We start from the raw sequence: 383 nt of genomic DNA, 5'->3' as shown, positions 1-383 counted from the left end.
ACCATGAGATATGGGCCCGTAAATTGTTCTTTAAGGAGTATCGGGAAGAGTTTGAGAGCAGAGCACTTGCGGGTTACTTCTCAAAAATTTTTAGTGGCAATCCTTTTTTAATTGAAGAAGGACAACTGGGATACATGACTCCTGCCAACAAACTTTTTCAACCTCCCCCTTTCTTTCTCACAACTCTTGATCGCCTTGCTGAAACGAGCATTATTGCAATGCAACGTGGAGGTTTTCTTTGGCATGAAGGTGACAATTATTCTATAAACGCAGAGCTTCGAGAAGAATCACTTTCAGACATTATGCCAGATCAGTTTACACGAACGATCATGTTCGAGATTGATCTGGCAAGTGGCACAGACGAAGAGATTGCAGAGTCGCTT

The 383-nt window shown here is 42.3% G+C and carries 1 protein-coding gene; it reads left to right on the top strand.

The genetic code is table 11. The annotated features are described in order from the left end of the window. Nucleotides 1-383 (top strand): DUF6387 family protein (locus H0X90_RS35575; RefSeq protein ID WP_196438458.1); only part of this gene is annotated, 383 nt, incomplete at both ends.

Source organism: Burkholderia sp. 9775_39, from assembly GCF_015712225.1.
In the GTDB taxonomy this organism is placed as follows: Bacteria; Pseudomonadota; Gammaproteobacteria; order Burkholderiales; family Burkholderiaceae; genus Burkholderia; species Burkholderia cenocepacia.
Note: the sequence above shows the minus strand (reverse complement) of the source record. Positions and strands in the feature narration are given on the sequence as shown.